The sequence below is a fragment of the Caenibius sp. WL genome (assembly GCF_019803445.1).
Classification (GTDB): Bacteria; Pseudomonadota; Alphaproteobacteria; order Sphingomonadales; family Sphingomonadaceae; genus Caenibius.
On sequence record NZ_CP081844.1, the window covers coordinates 1,526,356 to 1,538,324 of the forward strand.

Annotated in this window: 15 protein-coding genes; 5 read left to right on the forward strand and 10 right to left on the reverse strand. The window is 64.9% G+C overall.

All coding sequences use genetic code 11. The annotated features are described in order from the left end of the window. Window positions 1-59: 59 nt before the first annotated feature. The gene (locus tag K5X80_RS07065; RefSeq protein ID WP_222560137.1) at window positions 60-608 is read left to right on the forward strand and encodes an NADPH-dependent FMN reductase; all 549 of its coding nucleotides are present in this window, start codon (window positions 60-62) and stop codon (window positions 606-608) included. Between the two features lie 22 nt (window positions 609-630). Here K5X80_RS07065 and K5X80_RS07070 read toward each other — a convergent pair whose 3' ends face one another. The 5 genes from K5X80_RS07070 to K5X80_RS07090 form a co-directional block, all read right to left on the reverse strand. After that, the gene (locus K5X80_RS07070) at window positions 631-1,314 is read right to left on the reverse strand and encodes a TetR/AcrR family transcriptional regulator (protein ID WP_222560138.1); all 684 of its coding nucleotides are present in this window, start codon (window positions 1,312-1,314) and stop codon (window positions 631-633) included. Between the two features lie 180 nt (window positions 1,315-1,494). Continuing rightward, on the reverse strand, window positions 1,495-2,010 hold the full coding sequence (locus K5X80_RS07075; protein ID WP_222560139.1) for a hypothetical protein: 516 nt from the start codon (window positions 2,008-2,010) through the stop codon (window positions 1,495-1,497). An 85-nt stretch (window positions 2,011-2,095) separates the two neighbouring features. After that, window positions 2,096-3,436: a sensor histidine kinase gene (locus K5X80_RS07080; RefSeq protein ID WP_222560140.1), complete on the reverse strand. Its 1,341-nt coding sequence runs from the start codon at window positions 3,434-3,436 to the stop codon at window positions 2,096-2,098. Next, entirely contained in the window at window positions 3,433-4,089 is a 657-nt protein-coding gene (locus tag K5X80_RS07085; RefSeq protein WP_222560141.1) for a response regulator transcription factor, read from the reverse strand. Before K5X80_RS07085 ends, K5X80_RS07080 begins: the two co-directional genes overlap by 4 nt. Window positions 4,090-4,092: 3 nt before the next feature. Beyond that, the gene (locus tag K5X80_RS07090) at window positions 4,093-4,575 is read right to left on the reverse strand and encodes a PepSY domain-containing protein (protein ID WP_261390693.1); all 483 of its coding nucleotides are present in this window, start codon (window positions 4,573-4,575) and stop codon (window positions 4,093-4,095) included. Window positions 4,576-4,609: 34 nt separating this feature from the next. On the opposite strand from K5X80_RS07090, the gene K5X80_RS07095 reads away from it, so the two are divergent. Further along, the gene (locus K5X80_RS07095; RefSeq protein ID WP_222560143.1) at window positions 4,610-4,975 is read left to right on the forward strand and encodes a hypothetical protein; all 366 of its coding nucleotides are present in this window, start codon (window positions 4,610-4,612) and stop codon (window positions 4,973-4,975) included. 39 nt (window positions 4,976-5,014) lie between these two features. On the opposite strand, the gene K5X80_RS07100 is transcribed toward K5X80_RS07095, so the two are convergent. Beyond that, a complete protein-coding gene (locus K5X80_RS07100; protein WP_222560144.1) occupies window positions 5,015-5,251 on the reverse strand; it encodes a putative hemolysin in 237 nt (78 codons plus the stop codon). Window positions 5,252-5,339: 88 nt separating this feature from the next. Continuing rightward, window positions 5,340-6,191 (reverse strand): LysR family transcriptional regulator, encoded by an 852-nt coding sequence (locus K5X80_RS07105; protein WP_222560145.1) that lies wholly within the window; start codon window positions 6,189-6,191, stop codon window positions 5,340-5,342. A gap of 174 nt (window positions 6,192-6,365) precedes the next feature. Between K5X80_RS07105 and K5X80_RS07110 the strand changes: the two genes are divergently transcribed. The 3 genes from K5X80_RS07110 to K5X80_RS07120 are packed head-to-tail and all read left to right on the forward strand — an operon-like array spanning window position 6,366 to window position 8,749. Further along, on the forward strand, window positions 6,366-7,031 hold the full coding sequence (locus K5X80_RS07110; RefSeq protein ID WP_222560146.1) for an ankyrin repeat domain-containing protein: 666 nt from the start codon (window positions 6,366-6,368) through the stop codon (window positions 7,029-7,031). Between the two features lie 16 nt (window positions 7,032-7,047). Continuing rightward, window positions 7,048-7,521 carry a nucleoside deaminase gene (locus K5X80_RS07115; RefSeq protein ID WP_222560147.1) on the forward strand — a complete coding sequence of 158 codons (474 nt, stop codon included), beginning with the start codon at window positions 7,048-7,050 and terminating at the stop codon, window positions 7,519-7,521. A 4-nt stretch (window positions 7,522-7,525) separates the two neighbouring features. Then, window positions 7,526-8,749: a cyanate transporter gene (locus K5X80_RS07120; protein WP_222560148.1), complete on the forward strand. Its 1,224-nt coding sequence runs from the start codon at window positions 7,526-7,528 to the stop codon at window positions 8,747-8,749. Here K5X80_RS07120 and K5X80_RS07125 read toward each other — a convergent pair. The 3 genes from K5X80_RS07125 to K5X80_RS07135 are packed head-to-tail and all read right to left on the reverse strand — an operon-like array spanning window position 8,746 to window position 11,969. Beyond that, on the reverse strand, window positions 8,746-11,046 hold the full coding sequence (locus K5X80_RS07125; RefSeq protein ID WP_222560149.1) for a TonB-dependent receptor: 2,301 nt from the start codon (window positions 11,044-11,046) through the stop codon (window positions 8,746-8,748). The genes K5X80_RS07120 and K5X80_RS07125 overlap by 4 nt on opposite strands. Window positions 11,047-11,061: 15 nt before the next feature. After that, window positions 11,062-11,529 carry a nuclear transport factor 2 family protein gene (locus K5X80_RS07130; RefSeq protein WP_222560150.1) on the reverse strand — a complete coding sequence of 156 codons (468 nt, stop codon included), beginning with the start codon at window positions 11,527-11,529 and terminating at the stop codon, window positions 11,062-11,064. Next, complete coding sequence (locus K5X80_RS07135; RefSeq protein WP_222560151.1) at window positions 11,526-11,969, reverse strand: nuclear transport factor 2 family protein; 444 nt, start codon at window positions 11,967-11,969, stop codon at window positions 11,526-11,528. The genes K5X80_RS07130 and K5X80_RS07135 overlap by 4 nt, the downstream gene beginning before the upstream one ends.

The following is an 11,969-nucleotide window of genomic DNA, read 5'->3' on the forward strand; positions in this document are numbered from 1 at the left end:
GCCGGGCGCGGTTCTCTTGCCAGGTGCCGGATTTCCCGGCGTGACGAGAGGAGAGGCCGATGCCGGTGAATGTTGCAGTGCTGGTCGGCAGTTTGCGGGCCGGATCTTTCAATCGTTCGGTCGCCGATGCAATCGCGGAACTGGCCGCGCCGAAACTGGCGCTGAAGCGGATCGAAATCGGCGATCTGCCCTTTTACAACGAAGATCAGGAAAAGAATCCGCCCGAACAATGGCTGCGGTTCCGCGAGGAAATCCGCGCGGTGCAGGCGGTGCTGTTCGTGACGCCGGAATACAACCGCAGCGTGCCCGCCGCGCTGAAAAACGCCATCGATGTCGGATCGCGCCCCTATGGGCAAAGCGTATGGGACGGGAAGCCCGCCGGGGTGATCAGCGCCTCGCCGGGGCTGATCGGCGGCTTCGGCGCCAACCATCATCTGCGCCAGTCGCTGGTTTTCCTCAACATGCCGGTGTTGCAACAGCCGGAAATGTACCTTTCCAAAATCAACGGCGCGATCGACGATCACGGCAGGTTGACGGACGAGAACGTCCGTTCCTTCCTTGCCAAATTCGTCGATGCCTATGCCGACTGGATCGCGCGGACGGGCTGATCGCAGCGCTGCGTCCGGGCGGTCAGAGCGCGGCCCGCGCTTTCACCACGCCATCGATCAGCGCGCGAAAGCCCGCTTCCAGAATGGCATCGGGATCGACCGCGCCGACCCATGGGGAGGTTTCCGCAATCAGCGCCCGCTGTTCGGGCGTGAGATAGGCGAGGCTGTCGGCGAGATCGAGCTGGTCGCCGCTTCTGACATCTTCCATGTCGGCGGCGAGGTAAGTCCGCACCAGCCCCACGGTCCCGGCAAGGAACCATGACAGCGTTTCGACCAGGGCGCGCTTTTCGAACCCCATCTGGCGCAGCAGCATCAGCACCGGCATCTGCACCCGCAGCCATGGCCCGGAAAGCTTGTCATCCCAGCCCATCAGCATCAGCACGCCCTGATGGCGGCGATAGAGCGCGGCCACTTCCTTCTGCCAGAACAGCAACTGATTCACTGGCGGCTCGCCTTCCGGAAGATCGGGAAAATCGCGAAAAGCGGCGACGGACATGGCGGTGAGCAATGAGGTCCAGGTCGGAAAATAGCGGTAGAGCGCCGACGCGGTGACATTGAGTTGCCGCGCGATGGCGGCCAGCGAAAGCTCCGCCGAAGGGCGCGCATCGAGCATGGCGAGCGCGGTTTCGACAATCGCTTCGGAAGATAAAGTCGCCGGGCGGCCGCGTGGGCGTGGTTCCAATGCGGTCACTTTCAGTCCGGCCATATACTCTCCCCCTGTCGGCCCCGCCTGTTCCGGCGCGGCTCGTTTCGCCTGATCGCTGCATTCGCGATGCGACCATCACCCCCGGTAATAGGATATAGCATGCGGGAGAGAAACGATGAAAATCCTAATCCGCATCGCGGGGATTTTCAGCGCGCGGCGCACGGGCCGTGCGCGCTTGCGCTATCCGGCGGGCGAATAGGGGCGGTTGCAGTGGGCTACGAAAGCGGCGATGGCTTTGGCCCCAGCGCGGGTGCCGGCCATGTCGTAAATTTCGCCGGCAAGCGTCATGCGCAGCCAGCCGTTGGCCGCGAACGCCGTGATGAAAGGCGCATTTCCGGCGATTTCCTGCGATGTGAAACTGGGCATATCGTCGATCTCGGACGGCTCGAGCGTGCCTTTCACGCGCAGCGTCTGGTCGCCGGACGCCAGTGTGATTTCGCGCAGATCGTCCGATCCGGCGATCAGGCCCGCGAAAATGCGCCCGCCTCCTTCTTCGCACGAGAAGTTGAGCGGCTGGTCGTCCGTCTCCGGCACTTCATAGGCGAGAATTGCCGGGCGGCCACGTTCCTGTTCATCGATGCGCAGAGCCCAGTCGTAGCCTTCGGTGGGCTTCGGCGCCTGCGCTGCGGGTGCGGCTGCGGCGCCGGTGGCGGCGAGGGCGATGATGGAGCAGGCGGTGACGAAATAATGGTGCACGGTGGTTCCCCTGTTGGCCGTGTTGGATGCGCCATCGGTCTTTGATGATGCGGAAATGACTGGTGGATGAATGCCATGCCGGGCATCATGGCCAATACAGGCGAACGCAAAGCCCCCGTTCCGGCGCGTCTTCCAGCGTCAGCGCGCCGCCACTGGCGGTGACGAAATCCTGCGCGATGGCCAGGCCCAGCCCATGGCGCGCGCCGCGTTCGTCCAGCCGCACGCCGCGGCCAAGCACCGCCCCGCGCAAGGCTTCGGGAATGCCGGGGCCATCGTCCGCGATAGTGATCCAGCACCCCCGGTCATCGCGCCCGCCAGCAATGCGGACCGTGCTGCGGGCATGGCGCGCGGCATTTTCGATCAGCGCGCCGAGCGTTTCCAACACCGCTTCGGCGCTCATCGGGATGGTAAGATCGGCCGGCAGGCGATTGTCGAGTGAGAGGCGCGCGCCATCGGGCGTGCGTGCGACCACGGCCAGCACGCGGTCGGCCAGCGGGCGCACGGCGGTGCTCTGATGCTCGGGCAAAGGCCCGGTGCGGGCCAGTTCCCCTTCCACCGCGCCTGCCAGCAGCGACAGGCTGTGCGCCATCTCCCGCGCGGTCGCGGGGGCGAGATTATCGATCTGGAGGCGCAGCGCGGTGATCGGCGTTTTCAGCGCATGGGCGAGGTCGCGGGCGCGCTGGCGGGCTTTCTCCACATCTTCGGCGCGGCGGTCGGCAAACGTGTTGATCGCTTCCGTCAGCGGACGGATTTCCACCGGGTGCCCGTGCTGTTCCAGGCGGGCTTCGGGCCTGCGCGTCATCGCATGCACCTGTTTGCCCACCCGGCCCAACGGTTGCAGCCCCAGGCGCACCTGCAACCATGCCGCTGCGGCGAGAGCCAGCCAGAGCACCGCAAGAAAAATCGCCGATTCCTGACCGAATGCGGCGCGGGCCGTGGCAACGGGGCGGCGGTCGGCGGCGACTTCTACCAAGAGATCGGGGCCGCCCGGGTCGAGCCTGACATGCCGGGCGGCGACCCGCACATGCGCTTCGAAGGGGCCTTTCGCGTTGAACGCGTGCCAGCCGCGCCCGCCCATGCGGGGTGACAGGGGCAGGGCGCCATCCCATAACGAACGCGAACGCAGTTCCCCCGCCGGTGCGCCGATCCGCCAGTAGAGCCCACTGGCGGGCCGGGTAAAGCGGGGATCGGCCGGTTCTTCCCGCAGCAGCGGACGTCCGTCGGGGCCGAGTTCCAGCGCGGTGATCAGCGCGAGGCCGTGGCGTTCCAGTTCGGTTTGCAATTGCCGTTCGGCATGGCGTTCGAACAACAGGCCGAGCACCAGCCACGCCGCGATCAGCGCCAGCGCGATCGCCGTCCCGGCAAAGAACAGCAGCCGCAGGCTGAGCGAACGGTTGAAAGCGGCGGGCAGGCGAGGCGCTTTCATGCCGCTGTCAGGCTGTATCCGAAGCCCCGCCGGGTGGTGATGACATCGGCCCCGAGCTTGCGCCGCAAGCGCGCGACGAGCGCTTCGATGGCATTGGCTTCCATCGCTTCCACCCCGTGCAGCATCTCGGACAGTTCCGCCGCGCTCAACGGGCGGCCGCCGCTGTGCGCCAAGGCGTGCAGCAGGCGGTATTCGAGCGGGGACAGCGCAATGTCCACGCCATCGACATGGGCCTGCATCCGCCGGGTGTCGAGCGTGAGCGCGCCGAAGGTCAGCACCGCTTCGGCAAGCCCCGCGCTGCGCCGGATCAGCGCGCGCACGCGGGCCACCAGTTCGGCGGGCTCGAACGGCTTGGCGAGATAATCGTCCGCGCCCGCCTCGATCCCTTCGACCTTTTCCAGCCAGCCGCCGCGCGCGGACAGGATGATGATGGGGAAGGTGCGCCCTTCCGCGCGCCAGCGCCGCAGCACGCTCAACCCGTCGAGCCGGGGCAGGCCGAGATCGAGGATCACCGCATCGAAATCCTCATCGCCGCCCATCACCCAGGCGTCTTCGCCATCGCTGGCCCGGTCCACCACGAAGCCGGCCCGCGCCAATGCGTCGCTCACCCCGTGGGCAATCGCATCGTCATCTTCGACCAGCAGCAACCGCATCGCTCAGTCTTCTTCCACTTCCAGAATGGTGCCGCGCCGCGCGTCGATCTTCACTTCCATGGAGCGCCCCTCGGGCGTGAGGATCTTGACTTCATATTCGGGGATATCGTCGTCATCGTCCAGTTCGGCATCGATCACTTCGCCGGGCACCGCCTTTTGCGCGATCTGGAGGATGCGGGCGAGCGGCAGGCGCTCGGCATCGCGGGGCAGGGCGCGGGGCGCGGCGCCCGACGATCCGGCCACTGTGATCGGCGGTGCGGCGGGCGATGCGGACGTTGCATGGGCAGCGGCAGGCGGGGATAGGGCCTGCTGCTTGTCCGCCTGCTGGCGCGGCGCATCGCCGCACGCGCAGAGCGCGCAAAGCAACGCGAGAGGGGCAAGGCGGGCGGACAGGCGCATCGCCCCCCTTTGCCCCAGCGAACCTGACACCGCGCTGACATCTGCCGTGGCCCCGCTGTCAGCAAGCCCATGCCAAAGTCGCTGCATCACCACGGATGTGATGAAGCAGAAGGACCGAACCATGAAATTCAAACTACCGCTCGCCGCCCTTGCCATCGCTGGTGCCGCCGCCGGTATCGCAGGGGGCGCCGCCGTTGCCGTGGCCGCCCAATCGCCTGCGCCTGCCGCGGCCAAGGGCGTGGCCTATTGGGATGGCGTCCATTGGGATGATGACGACGATCACGGCATCCGCACGCGCACACCGCTGCCGCTGCCCAATGCCGCGGCGCTCAAGCGCGCGGGCATGGTGCGGGTGACCGAAGTGGAACGGGATGACGGCTATCTCGAAATCGAAGGCTACGATGCCAACGGTTACGAACTGGATATCCGCATGGATGCGCGGGGGCAGCGGGTCTTGTCCGTCCACCGCGATACGGATCGCGACTGATCCGGCCTTTCCGCCCGCGCCCTGGGGCGTGGGCGGGGTTCAGGCGCCAGCATCCTTGTGGTGCTGGCGGAACAGCTCCCATTCCTCGATCACGCGGCCATCGGGCAGGTGGCAATAGCCGGTCTGGCCGCCGGGGGCGTTGCGGATTTCCAAAGTGCCACCCTGTTCGGCGCAATAGACCGACGCCGGGTTCGCCATGCCGACCGGCTTCGGTTCGGGCGGGGCGGATGCGCACCCGGCAAGAGCCAGCATCAGCGCGGCGGGCACAATCTTCATTTTGCATCTCCTCTGCCAGCCGATCCGGGAACAGCGCGTTGTCCGCCTCTTGTACGGGGGGCTGGCGCTTGGGAACAATCCTGCCGGGTCATCTGGCGCGTGCGGACCTGATGGCGAGAACGCCCGCCATCCTTTCGACCAGTTCGGCGACGGGCCCGGCGGTTTCCCAGGCATAGATCGAAAGGGCCATCGGCTCTTCGCGCCCGAACGGGGCATATTGCCTTACGCGATAGCTCGCCGCCGCGCTTCGCGGGAGGAGGGACAGACCCAGCCCCGCCTCCACCGCGACCAGCACATTGTGCAGGCTGCTGCCGAGAAAAGCGACGTACCAGCGGAGCTGTTCCTGCTCGATCCGGGCGAACATCGTTTCGCGATAGAGGCCGCCCGGCGGAAAAGTGACCAGCGGCAGCGGATTGGGCCATGCGCCCGCCGCATGGGCGCTTTCGAACCAGGCCATCGGTTCGGGAAACGTCGCCCGGCAATCGGTGGCGGCAGCCGCTTCCTTGACGATCGCGATATCGAATTCGCCCGCGCGATAGCGTCTGGTCAGGTCGCGGCTGAGCCCGGCGGCGACATCCAGCCTGATCTCGCGATGGTGGCGGGCGAATTCGGCGAACACGGTGGCCATTTCCGCGCTGACGATATCTTCAGGCACGCCGATGCGGATGGCGCTGGTTCCGGCCGGATCGCCCAGCGCCGTTTCCGCTTCTGCCTGCAAGGCGAGGATGCGGCGGGCATAGCCCAGCAGCCGCTCGCCCGCGGCGGTCGGTTCCGCCGGGCGTGCCGCGCGGTCGACCAGCGCCGCGCCGACGGCTTCTTCCAGCCGGGCCAGTTGCTGGCTGATGGTCGATTGCGTCATGTTCAGCCGCCCGGCCGCCAGCGTGAAACTGCCCGCATCGACGATGGCGGTGAAAGCGCGCAGCAGGCGCGGATCGAGCATGGTTTCTGTCTCCTCCGTTCAATGCAGATCGGTGGCTATTCAGAATTGTAATGGGATGCATGGATACATTTAATTTTTCAATGAAGCCATCGGCATCTATATCGGGAACGAGGCCATGCGACCGCAGCAGCCATGCGGGCAGGCCCTTTCGCCAGCCATCGCGGGAACCGAAACATGCTTCGCCGTTCGATCCTTACAGGTGCGTTGTTGCTGGCGCTGTCCCTTTTCGTCGCGACAGGAGGTTCCTTGCCCGAAACCCCCTTGCATGCGGCAGCGCGCGAGAATGACCTTGCCGCGATCAAGCATCAACTGGCCCAAGGCGCCAATATCGAAGCGCGTGATGATACCGGCGCGACCGCGCTGCTCGTTGCCACGCATGCCAATCGGGTCGAAGCGGCCCGTGCGCTGATTGCGGCGGGGGCGGACGTCAACGCCAAGGACAAGATCGGGGATAGCCCCTATCTCTATGCCGGCGCGCGCGGGCATCTGGCCATTCTCAAGCAGACTCTCGCGTATGGCGCGGATCTCAGGAGCGTCAACCGCTATGGCGGCACCGCGCTGATCCCGGCGGCCGAACGCGGCCACGTCGAAACCGTGCGCACGCTGATAGAGGCCGGTGTCGCGGTCGATCACGTCAACCGGCTGGGTTGGACCGCGCTGCTGGAAGCCATCATTCTGGGCAGCGGGGGCGATGCGCACCAGCAGATCGTCGCAGCGCTCATTGCCGCAGGGGCGGATGTCAACCTGCCCGATAGCGATGGGGTTACCCCGCTCCGGCATGCGCGGGCGCGTGGTTACAAAGCGATCGAGGCGGCTCTCGTGGCTGCCGGGGCGCATTGATGAAAGAGCGGGACCAATGACTGACGCAAACCGTTTCCTTGACCAGGCGATTGCCCTTGCGCGTGCCAATATCGGCCAGGGCGGCCGCCCTTTCGGTGCCGTCGTGGTTCGGGATGGTGCGGTGATCGCCACCGGGGTCAACGAAATCCACGCCACCTGCGATCCCACCGCCCACGCCGAAATGACGGCGATCCGCGCCGCCAGCCGGACGCTGGCCTCGCCCGATCTCACGGGCTGCGCGGTCTTTGCCAGCGGCCACCCATGCCCGATGTGCATGGCGGCGATGCGGATGGCCGGTGTCGGCGCAGTGACTTACGCCTATTCCAACGAGCAAGGCGAACCGTTCGGCCTGTCGACGGCGGCGATTTACGCCGATCTCGCCCGGCCCTTCGCCGAACAGACGATGGCCATCCGCCATCTCCCTGTGGCGGGGCAGGATCATCCGCATCTCTACGCTGAATGGCAGGCCGCGCAGGACAAGCGGGCATAAGCGCATGACCGGCGAACAGCCTTCGCGGGCCGCCCGCGTGCTAATGCTGATGGCTGTTGCGCTGGTCGGCCTCAATCTCAGGCCGTTCATCACCGCCATCGGGCCGCTGGCCGCCGATATCGGCGCGCAGACCGGGCTCGATCTTAAAGGTATGGCGCTGCTGACGCTGGTGCCGATGGTGTTGATGGGCGTCTGCGCGTTTGCCGGGCCTTTCCTGCAGGCGCGGATCGGCGCGCGGCGGGCCGTTATCGCGGCGCTGGCTGTGCTGGTGCTGGGCTCTTTGTTGCGGCTGTTCGCCGCCACCGGCTGGCAGATGGTCGGAACGGCGGCCTTATTGGGGCTGGGAGCAGCCGTGGTGCAGGCGGTGTTTCCCGGCATCGTGAAGCGTCAGTTCCCCCGCCATGTCGGCGTGGTCATGGGGCTCTATTCGGCGATGCTGATGGGTGGCGGTGCGCTGGGCGCGCAGATGGCGCCGCTTGTCGCGCAGAAGGCGGGCGATTGGCATGCGGGGCTTGCCTGGCTGGCCATGCCCGCCGTCGCCGCGCTGTGCCTCGCCGCGCGCTATCTGCCGCGCGACACGGCGGCCGGGCAGGGGTGGGCGATTGCCACAGGCTTTCTCCGCCGCCCGCGTGTGTGGCTGCTGATGGCCTGCTTCGGTCTGGTGAACGGCGGGTATTCGACCGTGGTGGCGTGGCTGGCGCCGTTCTATCGCGAACAGGGATGGAGCGCTGCCGCCAGCGGCAGCCTGTTGGCCGCCATGGCCCTGTCGCAAGGGGCGGCTGCCCTGATCCTGCCGGTCCTTGCGGGCCGGGGCGAAGATCGCCGCCGCTGGCTGTGGCTGACGCTGGCGATGCAGGTGGCGGGGTTCGGTGCGCTGGCGCTATGGCCCGAAGCCGCGCCGATGCTGTGGGCGGTGCTGCTGGGCGCGGGGCTGGGCGGCTGTTTCGCGCTGTCGCTGATCGTGGCGCTCGACCACTTGCCCGATCCGGCGCAGGCGGGCGCGTTGTCCGCATTGATGCAAGGCGGCGGTTTCCTGATTGCGGCGCTGCCGCCATGGATCGTGGCCGTGCTGCATGACGTGACCGGCAGTTTTCTGGCCGGATGGGTGCTGCATCTGGCGTGCGTGGTCGTGGTCACGGCGCTCTATCGGCAAGTTTCGCCGGACAGTTATGCCATGGCGATGAGCGCGCCGCCTGACCGGGGCATCGCGCTCATCAGGAACACCTAGAATTCCACTTTCAGATCGAGGCCGTAAGTACGGGGCGTTTGAAAGCTGCCCATAACCCATGTGTCCAGCAACGGGAAAAGGAACTCCAGCTTATCGGAATCGGTCAGGTTCTTGCCCCAGACCGAAATCGCCGCCTTCCCGCCGCCAAGCGGGATTTGCGCCAGCGTTATGCGTGCCCCCAGTTGCCAGGTGGAAGGAATGACCAGCGCCCTGTCCAGCGCGAGATCGGCAGCGGCAAGGTTGGAGCATCCGGTAAGCGGGGATTGAGTCGACCCGATGGGGCACTGCATCCGGTAGTGGCGGCCGATGTACTGGCCGTCCAGACGGAGGCTGAGCGTCGATCCGTTGGCGAACGGTTGGAACTCGTAATTGGCCGCAAGATACGCCGTGTGGCGGGGCTGATAGGTTCGGACGTTGGTCGAAATCTTCACATCGGTGAAGCCGTAGTTGCCCGTCAGGGCAAGGCCGGAAAGGGGGATGATGGTGGTCTCGATCTCGAAGCCCCGGTCCCGCTCCGAACCGGCATTGAGCAGAATGTTGCCCCCTTGCGTGGGATCGAACCCGGCCACTTGCAGGCTCTTGCGCCTTGCCTGGAACACCGCGGCATTGATGCGAACATGCCGGTCGAAAAATTCGGTCTTGGCGCCGATTTCTATGGATTTGACCGTTTCAGGGCGAAACGGATTGCCGTTCAGGACGCCGCCGGACACGAAGCCGGTGGCATATTTTGCATACACGCTGCTGTTGGCAGAAAATGCGTATCTGAGGGAAGCATCGTAATCGATTCTGTCCTGCTTCACGGTGACTTTGCCGCGCGGAGAGCCATCGCCGCGCGGCGCGGCGATCAGATCGTTTTCCGTGCGGCTGTCCCATGAGTAGCGAAGGCCGCCTGCCACTTCCAGTTCAGGCGTCAGCTTGTATTCGGCATGGGCATAGGCCGCGAACGATGTGTTGCGGAGATTTTGCAGGGCGTTGGCGAGATAGGAATCAGGATTGATAAGCGGAATCTCCGCCCCCGGCGCGTGGGATTCGCCAAAGATCACGGGGCTGTTGCGTGACGCCTTCTCATGAAAGTAGAACAGCCCACCCACCCAGTTGAGCCGGTCCGATTGGCCCAGCAGCTGGAGTTCCTGAGACCATTGCTTCTGCCGCTTGAATTCACTTGCGGCCAATGCCTGGAATTCGTTCCCGTTGCCGGACGGGTCGAACAGGATATTGCCGTCAAGTTCGCTCGACGAACGCTGGGTGAAACCGCGCAGACCGGCGAGATACTTGAGCGTGACACCATCGGTGATAGCGTAGGTGGCCGTAAGACTGTGCCCCCATGTGCGCTGTGAGGCCGGACCCATGCCGTCGAGCGGTAACGTCTTGAGGCGCTTGATGCCGACGACATTGGTGCCCCCCAGCGCAGGCTGATTGTCGAAGCCGGTGATGGCGCTGAATACCGGACCGGCGTTGAGCAATTGCATCGCCACGAGGGAACCTTGCCAGTCGGTCCAATCGAATTTGTAATCCACGGTCAGATTGTCCAGCCCGTTGAAGCGAAGCGCGAAGAGGACCGATTCCGTATTGTTCGCGCCGAAAGTTTTGACGGCGGTCTTCGAACCGTGTGGCGGCGCATAGTGAAAAGTCCGGATCGGACCGCTGTTGCGCGCCCAGCCATCGTTTTCGTCATGAACATAGGTGAGGCGGGCAGAAAAGCCGTTCCATTCGGGCGTATTGAGCGTGAAGCGTCCTCGCCCGCGATTGTAATTGCCCAGCGTCGCTTCGGCGATAACGCCGAATTCGCCCGATGGCGCGGCGGTGCGAAACGAGACGGCGCCCCCGGTGGCGTTTCTGCCAAACAGCGTCCCTTGCGGGCCGCGCAGAATTTCGATCGTTTCGAGGTCCGCCATGTCGAAAGACGAATTGCTCGGCCGCCCCAGATAGATACCGTCCACGTAGAGCGCGACGCCGGAATCCAATCTGAAATCGGAAGAACCCGCTGAAATGCCTCTGATGTTGAACTGGGGCGCGGTCGGTTCGCCCGTCTGCTTCTGAATCAAGACGTTGGGGGCGGTCTTCCCGATATCCTGGAAGGAACGGATTTGCAGATCGGCGAGCATTTCCTGATTCATTGCGGTGATCGCGGATGGCACCTGCTGGATGCTTTCCGAGCGTTTGCGCGCTGTCACCACGATATCCTGCAGAGCGCCGACCTCTCCCGCGGCGATCGATGGTGCGGCATTCCGCGCATGCGCGTGTCCGCCGATGGTTAACGCGAAGATGGCGGATGAAATGAGCAAATATCCCTTCATGGAGCCTCTCCTTCTTTATTTGCGATTGCTGTCGGGGCGGCGGGCGGCCTTTATCGCCACGGCCGGATGCGTCTCGCCGAGGCGGTCGAGCCCTTCGGCGATTTGCCGGGTGTCCAGATATTCGCGAACGGAGACGATCTTGCCGCCGCGCACCTGGTAGATCATCACGTAGTCGTTGGCGTACGGCTCGCCGGTCCGGAATCTCCCGTCCGAACGCAGTTCCACCGCGACCTTGTCCCCGTCCGCGATCATGCTTCTGATCGAGAAACGCAGCGGGGCATCGAACCATGGGGCAGAAGCTTCCGCGATGGCGGCAACCTCTGCCTTGCGGAATGAACCGCTGCCTTGCCAGTTTCCGGCGACCCACCATTCCGCCTCATCGGCAATCAGTTCGTTCGCATCGTTTCCGCCGGCGACAAGGCGAGCGATATACTGCTCGACCACGGCGCGGCTTGCAGATGTCCTGTCATCCACACCGCTCATTTGCGGCTTCCGGAGGCAATGCGGTTCTCATCGAAAATGGCCCGCCAACTGGCAATCTGGCCGTTCCCGTTAAAGACCATCATGTTCGATGATCTGAGGGTGGCGCTGCCTTCACCTGCCTTTTCGACATCGACCACCCAGGTCATCAAGGCTTCGTTGGAGCAGATCAACAGATCATCCAGAGTCATGGAAAACGACCAGCCCTGGGCCAGGCAGTCGCTGAAGAACTGGGAAATCGCCTCTCTCCCACGAATTTCCGGAAGGCCGACCGGGTCCACGAAAACGATATTCTCATCGCATAACGACGCTCTCGCGCTCACATCGGCGGTGCGATAGGATTCGATCAGGTTTTCAATAGTCTGAGCGATGCGCTTGTGGGTGGCGCGGTCGTTCACGGACGCAAGCATGCCCAGCATGGCGCCATGCACTTCTGACGTCAT

Bases quoted from the DNA above. Each gene is read 5' to 3' on its own strand.
- K5X80_RS07100 (WP_222560144.1), bottom strand. From the start codon at position 5,251: ATGAAGATTGTGCCCGCCGCGCTGATGCTGGCTCTTGCCGGGTGCGCA.
- K5X80_RS07110 (WP_222560146.1), top strand. From the start codon at position 6,366: ATGCTTCGCCGTTCGATCCTTACAGGTGCGTTGTTGCTGGCGCTGTCC.
- K5X80_RS07115 (WP_222560147.1), top strand. From the start codon at position 7,048: ATGACTGACGCAAACCGTTTCCTTGACCAGGCGATTGCCCTTGCGCGT.
- K5X80_RS07120 (WP_222560148.1), top strand. From the start codon at position 7,526: ATGACCGGCGAACAGCCTTCGCGGGCCGCCCGCGTGCTAATGCTGATG.
- K5X80_RS07125 (WP_222560149.1), bottom strand. From the start codon at position 11,046: ATGAAGGGATATTTGCTCATTTCATCCGCCATCTTCGCGTTAACCATC.
- K5X80_RS07080 (WP_222560140.1), bottom strand. From the start codon at position 3,436: ATGAAAGCGCCTCGCCTGCCCGCCGCTTTCAACCGTTCGCTCAGCCTG.
- K5X80_RS07095 (WP_222560143.1), top strand. From the start codon at position 4,610: ATGAAATTCAAACTACCGCTCGCCGCCCTTGCCATCGCTGGTGCCGCC.
- K5X80_RS07085 (WP_222560141.1), bottom strand. From the start codon at position 4,089: ATGCGGTTGCTGCTGGTCGAAGATGACGATGCGATTGCCCACGGGGTG.
- K5X80_RS07105 (WP_222560145.1), bottom strand. From the start codon at position 6,191: ATGCTCGATCCGCGCCTGCTGCGCGCTTTCACCGCCATCGTCGATGCG.
- K5X80_RS07130 (WP_222560150.1), bottom strand. From the start codon at position 11,529: ATGAGCGGTGTGGATGACAGGACATCTGCAAGCCGCGCCGTGGTCGAG.
- K5X80_RS07135 (WP_222560151.1), bottom strand. From the start codon at position 11,969: ATGACGTCAGAAGTGCATGGCGCCATGCTGGGCATGCTTGCGTCCGTG.
- K5X80_RS07070 (WP_222560138.1), bottom strand. From the start codon at position 1,314: ATGGCCGGACTGAAAGTGACCGCATTGGAACCACGCCCACGCGGCCGC.
- K5X80_RS07065 (WP_222560137.1), top strand. From the start codon at position 60: ATGCCGGTGAATGTTGCAGTGCTGGTCGGCAGTTTGCGGGCCGGATCT.
- K5X80_RS07090 (WP_261390693.1), bottom strand. From the start codon at position 4,575: ATGCAGCGACTTTGGCATGGGCTTGCTGACAGCGGGGCCACGGCAGAT.